At 35.8% G+C, this 19,486-nt stretch carries 10 protein-coding genes and 2 pseudogenes; 9 read left to right on the top strand and 3 right to left on the bottom strand.

Features of this window, described 5'->3' with window-relative positions; translation table 11 throughout:
* Positions 1-83: 83 nt before the first annotated feature.
* From ABR397_RS06510 to ABR397_RS06480, 7 genes and pseudogenes are all read left to right on the top strand, one after another.
* Entirely contained in the window at positions 84-2,804 is a 2,721-nt protein-coding gene (locus ABR397_RS06510; protein WP_350304996.1) for a hypothetical protein, read from the top strand.
* Positions 2,804-6,193, top strand: a complete 3,390-nt coding sequence (locus tag ABR397_RS06505; protein ID WP_350304995.1) for a hypothetical protein — start codon at positions 2,804-2,806, stop codon at positions 6,191-6,193. The genes ABR397_RS06510 and ABR397_RS06505 overlap by 1 nt, the downstream gene beginning before the upstream one ends.
* A 110-nt stretch (positions 6,194-6,303) precedes the next feature.
* Positions 6,304-7,134: a tail fiber protein gene (locus tag ABR397_RS06500; protein ID WP_350304994.1), complete on the top strand. Its 831-nt coding sequence runs from the start codon at positions 6,304-6,306 to the stop codon at positions 7,132-7,134.
* A gap of 119 nt (positions 7,135-7,253) precedes the next feature.
* A pseudogene (locus tag ABR397_RS06495) lies at positions 7,254-8,127 on the top strand (ATP-binding protein); the annotation flags it as partial.
* Positions 8,128-8,151: 24 nt separating this feature from the next.
* The gene (locus ABR397_RS06490) at positions 8,152-9,060 is read left to right on the top strand and encodes a DUF4255 domain-containing protein (RefSeq protein WP_350304993.1); all 909 of its coding nucleotides are present in this window, start codon (positions 8,152-8,154) and stop codon (positions 9,058-9,060) included.
* 299 nt (positions 9,061-9,359) lie between these two features.
* Entirely contained in the window at positions 9,360-10,133 is a 774-nt protein-coding gene (locus ABR397_RS06485; protein ID WP_350304992.1) for a hypothetical protein, read from the top strand.
* Positions 10,134-10,678: 545 nt separating this feature from the next.
* The gene (locus ABR397_RS06480; protein WP_350304991.1) at positions 10,679-11,389 is read left to right on the top strand and encodes a hypothetical protein; all 711 of its coding nucleotides are present in this window, start codon (positions 10,679-10,681) and stop codon (positions 11,387-11,389) included.
* 9 nt (positions 11,390-11,398) lie between these two features.
* Here the strand turns inward: ABR397_RS06480 and ABR397_RS06475 are convergent, their stop codons facing one another.
* Positions 11,399-11,551: a hypothetical protein gene (locus tag ABR397_RS06475; RefSeq protein WP_350304990.1), complete on the bottom strand. Its 153-nt coding sequence runs from the start codon at positions 11,549-11,551 to the stop codon at positions 11,399-11,401.
* Positions 11,552-12,274: 723 nt separating this feature from the next.
* On the opposite strand from ABR397_RS06475, the gene ABR397_RS06470 reads away from it, so the two are divergent.
* Positions 12,275-17,278 carry a putative adhesin gene (locus ABR397_RS06470; protein ID WP_350304989.1) on the top strand — a complete coding sequence of 1,668 codons (5,004 nt, stop codon included), beginning with the start codon at positions 12,275-12,277 and terminating at the stop codon, positions 17,276-17,278.
* A 382-nt stretch (positions 17,279-17,660) separates the two neighbouring features.
* A pseudogene (locus ABR397_RS06465) lies at positions 17,661-17,810 on the top strand (VapC toxin family PIN domain ribonuclease); the annotation flags it as partial.
* Between the two features lie 81 nt (positions 17,811-17,891).
* Here the strand turns inward: ABR397_RS06465 and ABR397_RS06460 are convergent.
* Both ABR397_RS06460 and ABR397_RS06455 read right to left on the bottom strand, forming a co-directional pair.
* Complete coding sequence (locus ABR397_RS06460) at positions 17,892-18,371, bottom strand: nuclear transport factor 2 family protein (protein WP_350304988.1); 480 nt, start codon at positions 18,369-18,371, stop codon at positions 17,892-17,894.
* Positions 18,372-18,385: 14 nt separating this feature from the next.
* The gene (locus ABR397_RS06455; protein WP_350304987.1) at positions 18,386-19,045 is read right to left on the bottom strand and encodes a TetR/AcrR family transcriptional regulator; all 660 of its coding nucleotides are present in this window, start codon (positions 19,043-19,045) and stop codon (positions 18,386-18,388) included.
* Positions 19,046-19,486: the final 441 nt, after the last annotated feature.

Raw genomic sequence — 19,486 nt, 5'->3', positions numbered from 1 at the left:
AGCCCTTCAAAATTCATTATTAAATAACGATCTTATTCTGTAAAAAAACACCAGAAATATATTCAAATAATAGGTGGTATAATATGGGACTCATCGAATTAAAAAATAAACTCGCCGCTATCGTACCAGAGACAGAATTTAAACTTGATGAAAGAAGTACACTGGATATTTTAAACTGGCTACAAGAATACTCTAAGGAAATACCTTTCGGTCAAGAGAAAGAAAAATTCTGGGATAGCTTCTATTTTATTCAGAAAAATAGCCCTGAACAATTAGCGGATATTTACCATAACGCCAATAAAGCAAATGGTCATTTACCGGCACATCAGGCTTTTGTGTTGGCTTTTTTAAAACTATTAGAAACGACCAAAGTTTTATTTAACACTTTTCCGGCACGGCATCGTGATCTTTATTATCGGGAATTATTGGGACTGAAACCAAGAAGTGCTCAAGCGGATAGCGTCGCCATAGGCATTACCCTGAATTCAGACAACCCAGAATATCTTATCCCTAAAGGAACCCTGTTTGATGCCGGACAGGATAGCGCTGGAAACCCATTACAATATGCATCAGATGCTGATTTATTAGCGAACCAAGGGAAACTGACCGATCTGCGTTGGTATCGGAAAGATAACGGTGGCTGGAAATCAGCAATACTACTAAACCACTCAGATAATATTGAATTACCTAAAAATGGTATTAAGCTTTTTAGCCCCTTTTCCGAAGATAACTCGGTCTTGTCCGGTTATCTAATTACCTCCTCTTTATTTGCTATGTCGAAAGGAGTACGTAGTATCGAGGTAACTCTAGCAAGTGAGTGGACGGGTAATTCTGGAGACATTACTGCTCAGATCAGTTCTGGAAAACATTGGCTTTCACTATTAGTAAAAAAAGAGACCAACCTTAAACTCACCAAACTCACCTTAAGCTTATCAGCTAACGATGGACCCATCAGCCTCCCTGATGACTTAGATAATATGGAGTTTAATGCACCCGTATTAAAGCTGGGCACCACTCAGGGGCCTATACTACCCAAGATTACTGATATTGAAATTAGCATTAACGGCAGTAGTAATATGCGCTATGCCTCTGATAGTGGTATTGAAAACATAGGTACGGCTAGTTTTCCTTTTGGGCAATCACCGTCACTAGGTTCCGGTTTTAATCTGATTTCCCCTGAATGGTATGGTGTTGAAAACGCAACACTCACTATCACCCCACAATGGGTGGGATTGCCAACAAAAAGTTTTAAAGATTGGTATAAAGGGTATGAGACCAAACCAGATAATGGTGCATTCAAAGTAATGGGATATTTAGTCACACCTAAGAAAGAAACCAAACTAGAAAATACTGGACCTCAACCATTATTTGATGGTACGGATAAACCACAAGGAAAAAGCCTGAGTTTTTCTTTGCCAGCAATGAATTATCCTATTGCAGATAGTCAATCCCCAAATGACTGGCCAGCGTTTATTCGTGTAGAACTAGCTGAACAGGATTTTATGCATTCTCAGTATCAGAAAAATCTTCTGGATAAAAATCCCCCCTATACGCCTCAGATCAGCTCATTGAAAATTGAATTCAAAGCAAAAATTAAAACCGACCAATATTCCGTTTATCCCCTAACGCCTTTTGGCTGGGACAAAGCAGGAAAAGATATAGCATCACTAACCGACGACGCATTCTATTTAGGTTTTACTGATATATTACCAGGACAAACTTTATCTTTATATTGGCAGTTAGAAGGTTCTGAAAAACTCCCTTTATCCTGGTTTTACCTCAATAAAAACAACAGTTGGCATCCACTGGATAAGTTGATTGACGATAAAACTCACAACCTGTTTGATCGAGGAACCTGGCGTACTTTGTTACCCCATGATGCTTCAAATCAAACCTCTCTAATGCCAACAAATAAATACTGGCTAAAAGCTGAGATAGTTGGTGAAAAAATGCCTAATTATCCAAGCATTAAAGGTCTATTGTATAACGCGATAACCGCCACTCTAATTAACGTAGAAACCATTGAATCGGAGCACTTAATCAATGGATTAGCCATCAGCAGCATTAAACAGCCGGTCAACGCATCTGTTGCAATTAATGATATAACTCAACCCTGGACCTCCTGGGATAGTCGCCCAAAAGAAGACGAGCAAACCTTCCTAAAACGGGTTCCTACCCGGCTTTCCCATCGTAACCGAGCATTGAATTGGGACGATATTGTCACTTTACTAAAAGAGCAATTTATCAGTATATTTGATGTTAAATACCCTTCTACTAATGAATTAACCAAAATACCAGCGCCAGAAAATCGCCAATTAGTCGTTATCCCTGATAATCGTTACAAAGATAATAATGATTCACTCCGCCCAGAATTGAACCAAGCCCGATTAACTGAAATGGTCGAATGGTTAGATCGATTAAGCAGCCCTTGGACAACTATTGAAATTAAAAATCCCACATATGTTGACGTGGAGATCAACTATCAGCTGGAGTTTGCCTCAGACGTTAACTCCGATTATGGCTACCATCAATTACAACAGGAACTAAGTAGAATCTACATGCCGTGGGGAGAAAATACGGCTATTGGCGTAACACCAGGTAATCGCATTGACTATTACCAGTTATTAGCCTCAATTCAACAATCATCTCTAGTTGAACGGGTAAAAAGCTTAACTTTGAAAAAAAATATCCAATCCACGAGTGGCGTAAGTCAAAGTAGCGATAAAAATATCAAGGCTGCCGATAACGAAGTACTGATCTTAGTCTGGTCAGGTAATACTTATCCAACCCAAGGAGCTAACTAATGAGTAATAAAGATACCCTATTTCCCATCATCAAAGACGATATTGCCTTTGATACCTTACTTGCTCAGGCAAAGACCGTTATTGAGCAACAATCTGGTCAATATTGGAATGATACGGGCGAAAATGATCCCGGCATTACCTTACTGGAAGCTTGTTGTTATGGTGCCTCTGATTTAGCTTACCGCCATTCATTACCCCTGAAAGATCTTCTTACACCTAAGCAAGAAGAACGGGCACCCGATGACGGTATTTTCCCAAAGGAGTTTGGCCCACAAAAAATATTGACCTGTGGCCCCATCAACGAAGAGGATTATCGCCGGGCTTTGCTAGACTTACATAGTGATGACACCTTCAATGGTTATTTTCTCTTTAACGATGCACAACTAATACGTGATGATAAAATTAAAAATAAAGATGAGCGTTATCACTATTGGTATAACAAAGAAAAGCGTGAATATAGTTTTAAAAATTCCCAATTGGATAGAAAATTAACTCTGAAAGGAAACTATTGGCTTTACTTGCTTCCCAGCAGGGAAACTCAGAGTAATAAAGCGAATCTCGCTCTGGCAAATGAAAAGCTTAAAGGTTTTCTGAAAGATAACCGAAATTTGGGGGAATCAGTTAGTAAGATCATTTGGTTGAAACCCGTTGATCTACCATTGAGGATTGATATTCAACTTAATAATGACGTCAAAGATATCGCTGATATATTTGCTAAAGTTTATACAACGGCGGAACAAATGATTCTTGAAAAACCACAACGTTATACCACCCAAGCAATGAAAAAAATGGGTTTCAGTAATGAAGAAATTTTTGATGGACCTTATTTACATCATGGTTGGATACCTCAATTACCTCCAATCAAAAATTACGACGACTCAATGGAATTAAATCTAAGTCCTTTAGTTAATCGATTATTGACTATTAAAGGCGTTCAAAGTGTAACCCGGCTGGAATTAGATAAGAATAATGATAGCATTATTTCTCCGTTACCGGATGATAATTGGTCTTGGAAAATAGCTAAAGAATATTATCCCAGGCTGTGGGGAGAAGATCCATTAGCCTCGATTACCGTATCAGGAAACAATCTGCTCGCCATTACTGCAAAAGGTGGAATTAAAGCTTCCGTTACTAAACCACAGATAGAAGAAAAAATAATTTTAGATCATCTGATTAACACTACACCAGAGTTATTATATCAAGGGAGACATCGTAAAGTCCTAGATTATTACCCGATAAGCAATAAATTACCTGCCTGCTATGGATTACAAACCAATACAGATACCCCTCAGAAAGTACAATTGCAGCAATTTATGCTACCTTTTGAACAAACGCTAGCTAATGGTTGTGCCGAACTTGCTCTGCTGCCAAAACTATTGGCATTTAAGCAACGGGGAAATAGTGTATATGGTGTTCAGCCGCCTTTTGAAGCTAATACGATCAATCAAAAAAACCAGCAGAATATAGAATTTAATTTACAAGAAAAACTTAACAATGACGCTCAAATCTACAATAAAGGAAAAATCCAGGATCAAAACTATATTAAGGAACTGGCTATTCTTGATTATCTGTTAGGATATTTTGGTACTCATCGTGCAGCCAGACCACTGACATTAAACGCATTAGATTTTCTATCTACTCAACGTGGCTATTTGGCACAACAACCTGAACTGGCCTATCAACGTAATAATATTCGTATTGATAAAGTATCAGCACTGCAAAAACGGATTGCGGCACGGCTAGGCTTGGGTGAAGAATGTTTCAAAGAAAAACCAGAATTAGATAAGCTCCCTTTTTACTTAATTGAACATCGCCAACTTTTACCAGTAAAACCTAATAAGCAATTCGACAGTGAACAGACACCAAATAAACTGGAAATTAAAAATGATCCCAATTCTCGTCATCATCTCTTAATCATTACACAACCAAATACAGCAGGCCAATTACTACATGGTCAAGTGATTAACCTGATTATTATTGAAGGTGATAGAAAATTCACATTGCGGGGCCAAATGATCATCGACATTAAAGGAGAATCATTCTCTCTCAACATCCGTAATAGTGCTGCTCTGGAACACAATCTCAAAAGAGTACAAACCGCATTTGAGAAAGGTAATTTGCGCTGGAGCGATAGCACAATATGGATGGAAGATATGGATTATCAACTGGTTTATTCCGATGAAGTACATCAAAATAATAAAGAAGACGATGAACTCTGGATCACCTCCGGCCCACATAGTCCTTTTCCTGCTATGATCAAAGAAAATGACGAAATCACATTAAAATATGTAATTTCACCATATAAGCCACCTCATCTATCTACCGAAGCATTTGTTCGTTCTGAGTCTCCATCTGATTATATACTTAAAGCTTGTGTGAAAGAGTTTGATCGCATTAAAGGCCAGATAAAACTTAAAAAATGTAAAAATCAACAAAATAATTTCCCATCAAAAACGGAAGCATGGCGCTATCATTGGTATTTTTCTAGTGAAAAATATTCCCAGACCGATCGTTTTTCATTTGTTGTCAGTGTAGTGATTAATCACCAATTAATTGAGAATGACAATGTTGATCCTTACAAATTGGAATCTTGGGTAAAAACCGAGATTTTAACTGAATTTCCTGCTCATATTTCTACGATTATTCACTGGTTGTCACCAGAACATTTCGTGAACTTTGCCAGCACTTATAAACGCTGGCAAAACAATGGAGCCCCTTTAGGAGATGAGGCATATAAAATTTTAGAAACGTTAACCCTAGGACGTCTACCCTCAGAGTTAACAGGTATTGGTAGTATGCGAATTTCCACTGCACAACAACGTATTGAGGTAATTGGTCAATCGAGCGATCAATGGAACGAAGAAGTGGTAAAAGGTAATCAGCTATTATATATACCCTATACTAAAAGTATATTGCGGGTAGATATAGATCTTAATAAAAATAATAATAAAGAAACGTTTATTTCAGAGCATTTGTATAAACCCGCAGATAATAAAGGCAAGTTGGTATTTTTAACCGATAACGAAAAAATAGGGCCTGAATATGTCAGCTCGGAATCCAATAATGCATGGACAGATTACCATATTAAAGTAAAAAAGAATAAAAATGATATTATTACCGATGAAATATTGCATATTAAAGGAAGTAAAAAAGTAGGACTTAACTTATCATGGAAGGCAATGAATTTATATGATCCTAATGCAGATAATCGCTGGTCATTCTATTATGGATTTGTATTAGGTAATAACCAAAATCTTTCTGGTGCATCATTTTACACTGAGGAGCCGCTTATTTTATCACTGAATTACATATCTAATCCTAATGATCTTAAAGGAGAAGTGCGTACAAAATTTGGTTTTTATTTTTCCTATAATGGGAACAAGCTTTAACAATATGAAATAAGGCATCTTGTTTATTCACATATCAAAACATTTCAATAATATTGCTATTATTTTAATCTCTCTTAGTATAATAACCCACATAATATAAGGTAATAAAAATGAAAAATAAAACTAATCCGGAAAATATCAATATTGAAACACAAGGGCCTTCAATCAGTGATTTAAAAAACCGCTTTAAAGAAGGCAGTATTCCGTTACAGACGGATTTTGCCAACTTGATTGATATTGCTGATATTGGTCGTAGAGCAGTTGGCAAAGCACCCGATCAAACCGATACCCCAAATTCAGCTCTAAGACTGGATAGCCATGGTAGATTAGTCGTTAAAGCTGGCAACGGTATAACCATTGATTCAAATGGTGTCAACATTGATCCAAATAGAATATTTCCCAAAGGAATGATTGTGATGTTCTCTGGTAATAGTGCTCCTGATGGGTGGACATTTTGTGATGGTAACAACGGAACCCCAGACTTAAGAAGCCGTTTTGTCATGTGTGGTGAAACTATTTCTGAAACAGGGAAAAGCAGTAATAAAGCCAGTGGAAGTGGGGATGGAAAAAATTTTTCCAAAAACACAACATCAACTGTGGTTTTGGTAAATGTTACCGTACAAAACACAACATTAACAGAATCACAAATACCCGAGCATAAACACATTGAGAGTATGCCCTATTATAACACTCAAGGATTCGCATATGGTCATATAACTATAGGAAAAACTGACTACAAATTAGACAACTCAAATAATGGATATATATGGACAAAATCATATGGGACAGACTCATCTGGGTCAGACTATCACCCATATACATCAAATATAGGATATGGAGAAGGACATAATCATAATGCAACAGCATCATCTCCTTCACATACTCACAGTGTTGATGTAGTTCCGCCTTATTATATTTTAGCTTTTATTATGAAACTCTAACTTCATCCCACACAGAAAGACTTAAATTATCTATTTTTTACTCATTACCAAGGATATATTGATATGACTTCGGAGCCAAATCTTTTAAACCGGATTGCCATTACTATTGAAGCTAATAAATATGGATTAAACATCTGCCAATGATGCAAATTGAGATGCAGGTAGCAATTCTGGCGGATAAGCAAGCCATGTTAAAAGAAAATCTGCCGGCTAATATCGTTCAGAAAATGAATATTACTCATCTATGTCAGCGTTTTTCATTTACACCAGAAACATTACCGCTAATTCTTACAGAAGCTTATCAATACCAGTCCCTGCGACAACCGGAAGGCCAATTAGAAGAAGCAAACTTACGTAAAGCATTAAGTTTCCGCACCCAACAAAATTTCGACAAATTAGCCCAACGAATCACCCCCAAACGCAGTTTTAATGATTTAGTGATTTCAGATGCATTAACTCAACAGTTAAAAGAAATCATTGCCGCCATTAATTACCGTGACCAAATATTAAACGCAGGCTTTCAGGAAAAAATAGGTTATGGTACCGGTATTAGCGCTTTATTTTACGGTGAATCAGGGACTGGAAAAACCATGGCCGCAGAAGTGATTGCCAGGCATCTTGGCGTTGATTTGATTAAAGTGGATCTTTCCACCGTGGTGAATAAATACATCGGTGAAACAGAAAAAAATATCTCTCGAATTTTCGATCTAGCCGAACCGCCGTTTTACCTTTATTACCCGTTTTACTTATCCTGATGAAGTCTTACGCAAAGAGATGTGGCAAGCAATCTGGCCAGAACAACTTAACTTATCAGATGAAGTTAATTTTGAGTATTTGGCTAAACAAGCCGATCTAACCGGTGCTAATATCAGAAACATTGCCTTATTATCATCAATGTTAGCGGTAGATGATAATGGTGAACAAATTGAAAATAAACATATAGAGCGGGCAGTGATACTTGAATTGAATAAAACTGTCCGGCTGATTTTTTAAACATTTAATAAAATTGGAGTTAATATGACAAATATAATTAATCCTGATAATGCTATTATTTCGGTTAATAACGCATTAAATGAGATTTTATCTCAGCGTTTAAGCATCTCTGGTCAGAAAATTGATATCCGCTTTGATCTGCCAGAAGTAAACTCAATCCCATCAGAACCGACAGTCAGTGTATTTCTCTATGATATACACGAAGATCTGCAATTACGTTCTGCCGAATCAAGGCTTTATAACCCTGCAACCAGCACATTATTACCAGGGTGGGTAAATATTAACTATAACTATTTAATTACTTATTGGCATTCGAGTAAGTCAGGTGACGGCTCAAGTCCAGACAGTCAGCCAAATAATCAAGCTGCACGAGTCATGACATCTATTTTGAATGCGTTAGTTAACAACCGCCAATTATTTAAAATTCCCGGAGCATATACCAGAGTTATCCCACCACAAGAAAGTCTAAATAGCCTGGGTAACTTTTGGCAAGCGCTCGGTAATCGCCCTCGCCTTTCTTTGTTATATTCAATTACCGCACCGGTAAAACTGCAAGATATTAACGACATCATAAAACCCGTTAGCCAAATTTCCACTTTTGTAGATCAAAAATCAAATCTGGACAATTCGCCAATAAATAAATCTTTATTTAGCAAATTGTGCACCGATTTAGGTGGCACAAAAGATGTCCATCTTGCCCTTGCGAAAGTGAATTTGATAACTAGACTCGCCACAGAAAATAATGAAAATCAGAATAATAAAAATGTCACTCTTGAAGTTTCTGGTATTATCAATTCAATTTATTCACAACAAATAAGAGATATTCTTTCAAAATGGCAAAATAGCCATAGCGCCATTGTTAAGGTAAGTAACACAGGTATTATTATTAAAGGGTATTCTGAAAAACTAACTGAAATAAAGGATAATAAATAATCACAATCATATTAACTATGGCATATGAAAAAGATATTTTTTTGATATATTTTCAATTAAATCCAACAGGTGGTAACATGATGCTAAAATACAACAAGGAAGATGATTATATTAAAAAATTAGGGGGACATTAAAATGTAGAGACAGATAATCATCTTAAATTTACAATAATGCTTCACCTAAAAAATAATTTAAAATCTATTTAATACAATGTCAAACAAATGGCCTCATAGAAATATAATAGATTTGAAGATTAATTATGATAATATTTTTTCAACCTCCAACTAATAGGTAATAATATGGAAAGAGAATATAGTGAAAAAGAAAAACAAAAAAAGCGCCCGCAGTTAAATTGTGGGACTACAATAAGTGAACGTATAGCAGCACTTAATATAAATGAATTATCTAACATCAAGCAACCAGTTCCTCAGTTTGCAAGACCCTATACATCCAATAGACCTATCCCCACACCCGTGCCTATAGATTCTGAAAAATTATTAGAATCAAATAATTATGATACAACGTCTTCAACTTTAACTGTTGGAAAATATAAGTTAGAGCTGACAAGTCAAGGAAAAGTCGTTGTCTTTAGAGGTGATAATCGGACTCCTGAACAGATCGTAGCAGCAGGTGGATTCTATCCATGGTCAAAACAGAGTGCTAGCAAAATTAAAAAAGAGCTAATAAATGAATTTATTGATATTGGACCTTCAGCCCATATGATGGGGCATGTTAGGAGTCCAAATAAAAACTACGTTTCGACAGGGATGAATATGGATTCAGGTGGATTCGGAGAACAATCTAATTACCTATATAGAATGGAAATCCCTGGACTAAAACCGCAGGATATGAATGACAAAACTATTGGTGAAAAAATTAGACAAGATAAAAGGGGAATTAATTACCCTCACTTTTTAATGAGCCATTTAACTCTTGCAGAGTCAGAGTTTGTCGCAATGATACCAGCACGCTCTGAAGAACTTACATTTATCACTCCTATTCCCCTTAGTTATATAACCTCGTACAGGAAAAGGGGAACAAATACGTGGAATCTAATGTCTCTTAAGAAATAAAATCCTACAAAAATTACATTGGTATTAATACACTGTTTAGCCTCCCAGGTTAAGGAGGCTGGATTGTGAATTACAATGATGATTTTATATTTATAACACCAGTTCCAGGATGATAACATCAAATAATCCAATTTATTTCAGGAGATAAATAAACAGAGAAATTCGAAAAATATAAATATATACGAAACATGCTGAAATCATCTATTTTTACTTTTTTTCAAAAAATGCAATAAAAAATTTAACATATCAAGAATAGAAAACCAATTATACATTTTTCCCCATTACATATACATGTCGGAATATAAAATCAAAAGAATATAAATTAGAATTAATGGTATTAATAAGCAAGAACCAAATTATGTACATTTAACACATATTAGTTGAGGTTAATATTAACAAGAAAAAATAATAGGAAGTTAGAATAAAGATTAAAATATTAGCTTATGATCAAGAGGGCAATAATGTCAAATTGATTCATAAACTCCGGCTATAGAAATTAGTGTTGTTTAATATAAATTTTGGGTCATAAATGATTGGAGTGAAATATGAAAAAATATGAAATGTTAACATTAAGGCGAGATCTCGAGTCACTAGGTTATAAAAAAAAGAACAACCCATTCTTATGGGAACAAAATAAGAATACTGTTCATGAAAGTCTTTCCAATGAGTTCCCTAACAATCGAAGGAACAAGAATCATCTTAATGATTTAGCAGAGTATTGCTGGCTGGTTTATCGTAAAGCCTTTTTATCAAAGGGGCCTATGTTAATTGGTCGAGCTAATGATCTTTGGCAAGAAAAATGGCTTAAGCCGCTTGGACTTGGTAAAGGAATAAATGAGAATTTATGGAACAAAAATGCCCATGGAAATATGCTGGTAATAGACAAATGGTCCGGTGTAATCAATGATTGTTGGGTACTTGGCGGTATTCATAGACATGCAGATTTTCATCTAATGTCAACAGCAGCCCCTGCTAATTTATGGAATCACGAAGAGGGCTACCATGTCGTTACAGCGAGAGAAATATTAGGTCTTCTCAATTTTGGATATCAACGAGAAAAACGAGGTGGACAAGTGATTTATACATGTAAGAATTATTCTTCTGCCGATAGGGCGAGTCTTCTCCCCTATAATATTTTAATGAAAAAGGCAATAGGACAGGGGCCGTCTTCAATTACAAAGCTTATTTTTGAACAAGTGACAGGTTTTAACGAGGAAATTAGAGCATTCGATTATTCTAGCTTAAAACATGTGTAGATAAGAAGTTTACTGAATAAAATGACATTCACCTTCGATCCGACCGTACATTCTGGCACGCCCACGGTAAATGCATTGGACAACCGAGGCTTGACCGAGCGGGAAACCGTTTTCCACCGAGCCAAAGCTGGCGACGATACCGATATAAGAATTTCTCATCATCAGTATGATTTACACGGAAATCTGACCCAAAGCATTGACCCGCGCCCGTATGAGCTGATGCAAAAAAACCTTAAATTTAGTGATATCAATACAAATACCAATCATAAATAAATAAAATAATTTTATAAATTTATTTTCAGCCGCGTAGTCATCGTTCAGTTGCATCAATCCCTGAATACGCGGCTGAAATGCGTTAGATCATGCCACATCAGATACTCGTTTCTTAGTACCGTCTTCTTTAACGACTGCTCTTTCATCCCGCTTCCCCTACCCCATTTGTATCTGATTAATTACAAAGGATTTGTTAACCCATCCTATCATTTCAGTCATCAGGTAAATCGCTAAAACTAACCCGAATCTTACTTGCCGTTTACTCAATACGGAGGTTTCATTAAGATGCCTATCATAAAAAATAATAAATAAATACTTATATATAATTAAACAAATTAATAATTTCCACTTACATTAATTAGTATTTTACATTAATTTGATTTAATTATAATTGACCAACTTGATTAATGTGATTTTAAAGTTATTTGTTATTAATAGTAACCAATGTAAATCAGATTGGTGTGGTAGTGATTTAGTTAACTCTGATCATCATTCCCATTCATCTTTCCATTAATTTGGTAAATACATGCAGTGAAACAAAATTGTAAAAATACATGACAACATTGTAGTTCTTATTTTTCATCTATAAATATAATCAACTAGGAGGATTATATGTCACATTCCGATTATGATATTGAAAATACCAATAGTAATGCACCCTATGTAAAAGGGGAAAATAACAGCATTTTATCTCCAATAGTAGAATCTTCATCCTGGAATCAACGATATCCTGATCAAGAAGAAACAGAATATACTGTAGTCCAAGGAAAACATTGGGAATACCAACGTAATAACAATGAAGATTGCAAAGATAATAAATGTAATAAAAATAGCGATGAGGTATTTGTCTCTTTGTTGAAGGGTAATCAGAATTACCCAACTTGGATCACATCCGATGTTAAATCAACGAGCTTATACATAGTTGAAAATCTGTCTTCTTATCGTCAATATTCACCTGAATTCAAAAATTCTTTAAAAGAAAAGTTGAGCATAGTTTTTGGAAACTATTCCGAAATAAAATATTCTGATTTACTGTATACAATAAATAACATCCTTAACCTTATTTTTATAAAAGATTACAAGAAAACAGATAGCGATGTAGCAATAAATACGCTAATGGCAAAGATGGAGATTATTAACAAACTAGAAGATCTGCATAAAGATGAAGTCGCCACAGATAAAATAAAAATAGATATATGGGACGAATTAGGTATCAACCCAGAAGAACCTCTACTGAAAATATATCGTGAGGCATTTTCCACAGGCGATATCGATGACGAAATCTATTCAGATGCACTGCTAACTTTTATGTCAAATGGCAATATAGAGTTAAGCGATAAAGAAAAGTCAGATTATAACCAACGAATTAAAGATAAAGAAGATCTTTTTAATTCGTATAAACAAGGAATTGAAAAGGTAGCGAAACTAATTACCTCAACTAATATTAATCCAGGCATACCCATTACTCGCTCGGAGATTAATCAAGGTATTAATATTGGCGATGATATATTATTAGCCCAATTAGCCAAAGAAGAGATAGCACTAAAAAACCAAAATCGTACCGAATATAGCCAAGAAGATATTTTTAAACTGCAAACACTACAAGCAGCTAAATATCATTTATTAGTTTTATCTTCATTAGGTGCTCTGCTTTATCAAATTTCACCTAAAGTAGGAAAAATGACTAAAGGTCATGGTGATTATCGCGATGTTATTTTTTCCCAAAATCAAGCTGAGTTATTATTCAAAAAACATAATATTCAATATGATACTGATCATATTCTCACCCAAGAATCAAAACATATTGATATGGAAGGCTGTATTATTTTAACGGCGGCAATCATTTATCGAATGAGAAAAGAGAACGCTAATGTGGAACAAGCATTTAATTACTCCACATTAGAAACAATAAAATTATTTGAAGATGATAAGAGAAAACTTAACCCTTTCAATGAAAAAAATGTAAAGCCGGCAGGATACTATTCTTTTATCGATTTCAAAAAGAGAGATAAATTTGATTCACAATACAATTTTAATGAACAATTTAATGTTTACAAAAACCAATACAGTCATTATGAATCCATTTCACTCAGTAAATTAATATTCTCATCTCCGGCCGCGCAATTAACTGTCGAAGAAATTATTAACCCACCAGAAGAAGCTTTTCTCTATTCAGTCGAAAAGGGTATGGGAAATGTCGCCATGATAAAAATGTATCAAGGTAATTGGCTGGTTGTCTCAACAATACAAGGAGGAATAAAAGCAAAAAAATATACCCAACAGCAGGTTGACAGCCATCCCACCTTACGTGCTATGTCTAGACCCAATGCCTTATTTTTAATTGAGCTAAAAATGGAGATAGGCATCGGCATATTAATGCCAAATATGATGGTCAATACTGGGAAAAGACTTTTTCCGATTGGTTATGAGCGTTCTAACACGCTGATTGGTCTGTCAGAAACAAGCAGATATAAATATTCTTACGACGCATTTTGGAATGATTATTATGGTATAACTTCAGGAATGAATGTAGGAATTAGTTTCACTGGTTCACCTAGATTTAATTTTTATAAAGAAGAGAACTTACTTTCTGTTACCGCAACAATAATACAGCAAGGTTTAAACGATATTGCAATAAAAAGTAAACAGGCACTGGATATTACCTCTGGGTGGCATATAGCAGCAACTATTCTTATTCCTTTCTATAATGTTATCTATAAATCAACAACCGATAGTGAATATCAATTAACGGGAGAAGATATTGCTTCAATTGTCTTTGATACAGCAAATGTGCTGTTAGTTGTTGCCACTTTAGGCATGTCACTGACTGAATCAATGGCTGCAAAAGTAACGCAAACCACATTGCGCCTCAGACAAGCCGGGCTGACCGGAAGAGCTTTAATTACCGCAGTTATCAGGACATTACCGGAACATGGCATAACAACTTTACGCCAATCTTCGAGTATTATACTCGGCGGATTAATTGATCTAATCGAACCTTTACCAATCAGATCAACACTGACCTTAACTTACCGGGGAGTCATAAGCGCAGTTGGTGCAATTAGAAATAGTATTAAACTTGAGAAGAGTTTCGCTGATATTTTTGGCAAAAGCGTCAAAGGATTAGGTAAACTTAAAGATGAATGGAAAGTTAGCCATCTTCCACTCGACAAAATAGCATCTCATTCAAATGAAGGAATATATAAAGGGATCTATTCAATACGCCCTGCTAATGCAGAAGCAGTCGTAAAACAGAGCTACTATATAAAGGAATCTGGCGCTAATTATCAAGTCAAATGGGATGAAGCAAATCACACCTGGCGTGTCGTCAACCCGGCCTACCCCGAACAATTTAGTTACTGGCCTGCGGTTAAATTAGATAAAAATGGGCATTGGATTACTCATGCCGATGTATCTAATAAATTTCTTATTCTGGAGCAAAGTAAAAAAATAGATCAGGAACTTGAAGCAGCACACAGTAATATTAATCACGATAAGATATTGGATGCATTTATTCATATCAATACTGCATTCAAGAATTGTGAAAAATATGATATTGATAAACTCTCAGATATTACTGATACATTAACACCTTTTTTCGAAAAATCGCTAAAACTTGGAGATAAGACAGCTCTACTCAGCACAGAGATAGCAGATATCCAGCAGGCTTGGATCCGTGAGGTTATCTTACCATTACAAAACAATCCGAGTATTTCGATTGAAAAAATTAATGCTATCAAAACCGAACTTCCTTATTTATTAAAAGAAATATTTTCCTTTGAAAATAAAACACCTAACCAAGCAGAGATAAATAGGATTGCCCTTGCTATCGAGGTAATACCGTTCACACCGATACCAAAATATACTTCTGGTAATATCTCAAAAACGGAGAAATATACATCGATAGAGATTAACAATGTTGATATTCCTCCTGAAGGGATCACAATAACAGGTAATGAACTATTTATTAATCAAGTCACTCGTGCGCTAAACGAAATAGACAAAATACCATCTGGAAATATCGTTATTCAGGAACTTGAAAAACAGGGTTTAAATATACAACCTCCGATGATGAGTGCCATTGTACGCGAAAAAAATGGACAATTTTATGCCAAAAACAGCGCCGGTAGCAGCATCGCCTTTGATCCAGATAACCATCTGATTGGCATGGAAGAAAAAATTGCCGAGGAACCTTGGCGTTCCCGTGAACCCGCGATTGCTTTATATCATGAGATGCTACATATCTATTATAATCGTTATCCAACATGGTTTAATTCTATCGATAGTAAAATGATTGACAAGAAAGTCAGTGGTGGTTTTTCTACACTGGAAGAATCACGCATTGTGGGAACACAATATTACGTTAATGATGAAAATACATTATTTGATTTCAGTAATTCTGATTATTTACTGGAGAATAATTCAGCCCTGTTAACGGAAAATAGATTCAGAGCAGAATACGCCATATTTAAAGGCAAAAATGAGTATATTATCCGACCTTATTCTGGCAAGGGCGATAGTCAAATTCCACTGACCAATATCAAAATAAACATAAATGAATCACACCGAAATGTCATGGGCGTGGGTGATGGGAAACCTGAAAAAATGCCCAATGAATCGGCAACTGATTACCGAAACAGAGTGAGAGAATGGAGGAAAACCAATAAGAAACCAGAAACAGATATTGGAACAGGTGATATTAGAAAAACAAAAGCCGAAACCAGGATTAAACATTTACAAGAAAGCTATCCTCAATTAGAGCCGCAGAGAATTGAGTTGGGGGGTGCATTCCAATTATGGACGGTACCTAATAAGCCTGCCAACAAATTAATGTTAAGTTCACACGGATATTTTTTCTCTGATAGTGCAACTACACAAGTCCCGGCTGGGAAAACGATCCAGTTTCTTGGCCCCCACAGTAAGACATTATTGGAAGCACCAGAAAACCCATTGAATTCTCCCTTTGATGTTACATTGGGTAATAGCGGCTTGACTGTGCAACCTTACGCAACAATTAAAGCAGGCAACACAGCAAGTCTGGCTAATGTAAAAATAGGTGATAAAAATTTTACCATAAACGATATTCAAAATATGACTGCCAATGATGTTGAAAACTATCTGCTTGCTACCGGAGTAGAAGTTAATAGCTCAAACTATGGCAGGGTAAGAAATTATGGAATCAAATATTACGAAAGAATGCCTGATGAAGAAGTTAAGGCGGCAATATGGAAAAACAGAGCAAACGATACGGCAATCAATAAATATGATGCACTGGTTGTTAGCCCTGAAGCAGGAAACCGTAAAAAGCTGTCTGATATTTTTGCCCTGATGAAAACAGACGAAAGGATGGCAAAGTATGACGAAATAACTTTTGTCGCCTGTCGTGAAGAGCTTAATAGGATGAACATGAAATCTATACATGACACCGGCCTTGGCGGCGGTTATGAACCTAAGCTAGAACCAACGGTTATTATGTCACGCCGGAGACGGGAGGCGACATTCACTCCTGATGGCGCAATAATCTATTCTGTTATTACGGTAAATTTGCACCATAATCTCACAACAGAAAAAATTGTCGGTATAGCGCCTTTCTTATTTGTAGATGTAGATAATTAAAACGTACCTTTGCAGCATCTGAAATACTAAATTAAGGCGGGGAGCCCCTCCCCCTCCCTGCCTTATATTTCAGTATCAATGTAAATTTCGTGACATCATCCTGTTACACAGACATATTCGGTAGGAAACCTGCTGCTTGTATCACTGTTATATTATCCGTTTATCTACCAGCAAACTGATATGTCACTGGTATCACCTCGCTAAAGGACTCATATAAAACTTTAAATAGCCTTAAAGACCGTTATGAGACTCATATAGCGCTCTTAAAATTTTTTCCTCCATATCAAGTTTTGATCAAATAAGAGGTATAATAAAATCTCTTAACTAGAAAATCCAAATTTAAGAGGTGTGTTTGTGGCTCTAATGCTTTATACCGAATATGCTGACCACAACAGGAACACCGATCGGTGCTAATAATACAGCCATCGCCGGACATGCACTCGCGTGTGGAGTAATCTTGATGACAAATAATACCCGCGAGTCTAAGCGTGTAGATGGATTAATGATTGAAGATTGGGTAAGCTGCCCCTAAATAATGTAAAAAGCATCACGGCTGGCTTATTAGAGACACCTATAAACCAGCCATATCTACAATTTTTTATTTGCTATTAAATTACAATCCTAAATCAGATAATCCGGGATGATCATCAGGACGGCGACCTAAAGGCCAATGAAATTTTCGTTCAGACTCTTTTATCGGCAGATCATTAATACAAGCATAGCGGTTGTACATCAAACCATCTTCGTTAAATTCCCAGTTCTCATTACCATATGAACGAAACCAGTTACCTGAATCATCACACCACTCATAAGCATAACGAACCGCTATTCTATTATCAGTAAAAGCCCACAATTCTTTAATAAGCCGGTATTCATGCTCTTTCTCCCATTTTCTGGCTAAGAAATCCTGAGCCTCTTTGCGGCTATGCACGAATTCAGCACGATTACGCCAGTTAGTATCCAATGAATAAGCCAATGAAACCTTTGCAGGGTCACGGCTGTTCCATCCATCTTCAGCTAAGCGAATTTTTTGAATAGCCGTTTCCCGGGTAAATGGCGGTACCGGATGGCGAATTTCTTTTGTATCAGACATATTTTATCTCCTAATTAATTATACCCTTCATCTTTCAAGTTACTGCTTTGTTGGCTACGTTCACTTACCCCAGTCACATTGTATTTATTCAATAATGCCTTAGCGATATTCATTGCTTCCAAAGCATAATTTCTGTCATTCATTATATGGGCAGTTGTAATAGCGCCTTCTATTAGAATCAAAAATTTCCTGGCTAAATCCACCGATGAATCTGGCGATATTTCTTCACAAATAGAAAGAATGTAAGTAAAAACTTTCTTTTTATGTTCCTTAGCAATAATTCTTACCGGATCAATAGGATCAAGCCGTTCACCAGATGTATTGATAAATGCACATCCTCTGAAATCATCACTTTCGAACCATGTTTGTAATACCAGAAAAATATTCAGCAATTTCTCTTCAGGCGTCTTATATTCAGCTATTGATGCAGTAAACCACTCCATCCATCGTTCATCTCGTCGGCGAAGAACTTCTTCAACCAACCCATCTTTGGTACCGAAATAACGATAAATTGTCTTACGTGAAGAACCGGTTGTACGCGTTATCAGATCGATACCTGTCGCCGCAATCCCCCTAGTGTAAATTAATTCATCTACAGCATCCAACATGTTTTCCCTGATGTTTGCCGTCTTCTCACCTTCCATGCTTTTCATGGTAGAACGATCGTTCTCCATAGTCAACCTCTTAACTGAAAAAATAGAATAAACTTGTTATCCTTATGATTTAAAAAGCAATTTTAATGCTCGTCACATTTACCATGAAGATATTCATTTTCACAAAGAACCACCTGAAATAGGCTACAGTGCATTATGATACCAAAATCATGACGTAAAAGAATTTATGAAACAGATAATATGTTTTTTAGCAAAATCTAATTATCTTATCAGGCAAATGAGAAAATAATATCAATGTTTCTTTAATGAAAGAAAAAAGTTATTTTTGACATATTAAATTCTAATTTTTTATTATTTCATCAGAAGATGAAAATTACTTATACATAATAATCTTAATGATGATTTATTTTCATTTTTATATAGGTAAAAAATAGAGAAAATCAAGGATATAATAATCGTGATATTATTGGTAACTGACGTTAAGAAATAAGATAAATAAAG

The organism is Photorhabdus viridis (genome assembly GCF_040256935.1).
GTDB lineage: Bacteria > Pseudomonadota > Gammaproteobacteria > Enterobacterales > Enterobacteriaceae > Photorhabdus > Photorhabdus viridis.
Note: the sequence above shows the minus strand (reverse complement) of the source record. Positions and strands in the feature narration are given on the sequence as shown.

Coding starts and splice junctions, on each gene's coding strand:
- ABR397_RS06510 (WP_350304996.1), top strand. CDS start 84: ATGGGACTCATCGAATTAAAAAATAAACTCGCCGCTATCGTACCAGAG.
- ABR397_RS06490 (WP_350304993.1), top strand. CDS start 8,152: ATGACAAATATAATTAATCCTGATAATGCTATTATTTCGGTTAATAAC.
- ABR397_RS06470 (WP_350304989.1), top strand. CDS start 12,275: ATGTCACATTCCGATTATGATATTGAAAATACCAATAGTAATGCACCC.
- ABR397_RS06500 (WP_350304994.1), top strand. CDS start 6,304: ATGAAAAATAAAACTAATCCGGAAAATATCAATATTGAAACACAAGGG.
- ABR397_RS06480 (WP_350304991.1), top strand. CDS start 10,679: ATGAAAAAATATGAAATGTTAACATTAAGGCGAGATCTCGAGTCACTA.
- ABR397_RS06505 (WP_350304995.1), top strand. CDS start 2,804: ATGAGTAATAAAGATACCCTATTTCCCATCATCAAAGACGATATTGCC.
- ABR397_RS06460 (WP_350304988.1), bottom strand. CDS start 18,371: ATGTCTGATACAAAAGAAATTCGCCATCCGGTACCGCCATTTACCCGG.
- ABR397_RS06455 (WP_350304987.1), bottom strand. CDS start 19,045: ATGGAGAACGATCGTTCTACCATGAAAAGCATGGAAGGTGAGAAGACG.
- ABR397_RS06485 (WP_350304992.1), top strand. CDS start 9,360: ATGGAAAGAGAATATAGTGAAAAAGAAAAACAAAAAAAGCGCCCGCAG.
- ABR397_RS06475 (WP_350304990.1), bottom strand. CDS start 11,551: ATGATGAGAAATTCTTATATCGGTATCGTCGCCAGCTTTGGCTCGGTG.